2 protein-coding genes and 1 pseudogene are annotated in these 1,182 nt (G+C 38.5%); 2 read left to right on the forward strand and 1 reads right to left on the reverse strand.

Annotation, left to right across the window (positions count from 1 at the left end):
- On the forward strand, positions 1-709 hold a 709-nt coding region (locus tag Xedl_RS19655), incomplete at its 5' end, for an S-type pyocin domain-containing protein (protein ID WP_208605110.1).
- An 18-nt stretch (positions 710-727) separates the two neighbouring features.
- Entirely contained in the window at positions 728-988 is a 261-nt protein-coding gene (locus tag Xedl_RS19660) for a hypothetical protein (protein WP_074025404.1), read from the forward strand.
- Positions 989-1,026: 38 nt separating this feature from the next.
- On the opposite strand, the pseudogene Xedl_RS39510 reads toward Xedl_RS19660, so the two are convergent.
- Positions 1,027-1,182: pseudogene (locus Xedl_RS39510) on the reverse strand (IS982 family transposase); the annotation flags it as partial.

Here is a 1,182-nt window from a genome sequence, read left to right on the forward strand (position 1 = left end):
TACGCCAATCAATGTCAACACCGTGCCACTTGATGATCCGAGCATGACCGGTCAAACACCCGGCCTGGAAATCCCAGAGCAGCCAACGTGGCGGGACGGTGTGATGGGTAACCCGCAGCAAGATCCGAATGAAATGGCGGGGGACAAAACAGAAACGCCAATATCGGATGGAACAGACCGCGGGCCAGCGAAGACGACCACACCGGTACAGGAGAGTGATTTCCGGGATTATATTCTGGTTTTCCCGATTGAGGGCGTGCCGGCGGTTTATGTTTATTTAAGCTGTCCATATGGTGGAACGGAAAAAGGTAAATACAGTGGCCGCTCTTATGACCCAACTAAAGCAGGTGGTCCTATTCAGGATTTAGATTGGAGAAATATTGAAATTACACAAGAAGGTATTGACAAAGTTAAACTGCATACTAGCAGATTTGATGAATCTATTGAAAACCAAATCATGATTGAACGCTTAGAGAAAATTCTAGCTGGAGAAATTACAATAACTGATTACGATAAGCGATTTTATACACATGAAACAAGAGAGCTAGAGCGTTATAGAGCTTTAGGTGTTCCTGATGGAGCTAATGATCTTATTACATGGAATAATACGCATACAGCTACACTAGAAGACTATAAGATCAATGAAAAGATAGATTCTTTGTATACTCCTGAAGCTATTGCAATAGCTGCAGAACATGAAGACTATTAATATATGGTGGATTTCCCTATGAGCTACATAAAAAAAATGATAGAAAATGAATCAATTGAAGATACACTGATGTATCTTTCACTAAAGAAATCTTATCAAACTATAGATCTTTTGTATGTCCAGTATCGTTTTGAAGCTATTGCTGAAGGAATTTTATTGAATACGTACATGAAATTATTTCAAGAAAGGAAATTAATTCAAAACGGAAAAAAAGTAATAAAAGGACCAAATTGGGAAGAGCCGGATTTTATTAAAATTAATAAATATAACATCGATTAAATGGAATAAAATTTTCTAAAAAAACGCGATGCTCGACTTTAACATCCTATAACGTTGGCTTGTTGAAGCCAGTCGCGTTGATTTTTACCTTGTTTAAAATTGGCAAAAATACCCAACGTGTGAGAAAGCAGTTTTCTGGCAATTCGATTACTCAAATGCCACAAATCCCGTGCCCAGCACTTCTCGATAGCAAA

It is taken from the genome of Xenorhabdus eapokensis (assembly GCF_001908105.1).

Excerpts from the sequence above, each read along its gene's own strand:
- Xedl_RS19660 (WP_074025404.1), top strand. The coding sequence starts at position 728 with ATGAGCTACATAAAAAAAATGATAGAAAATGAATCAATTGAAGATACA.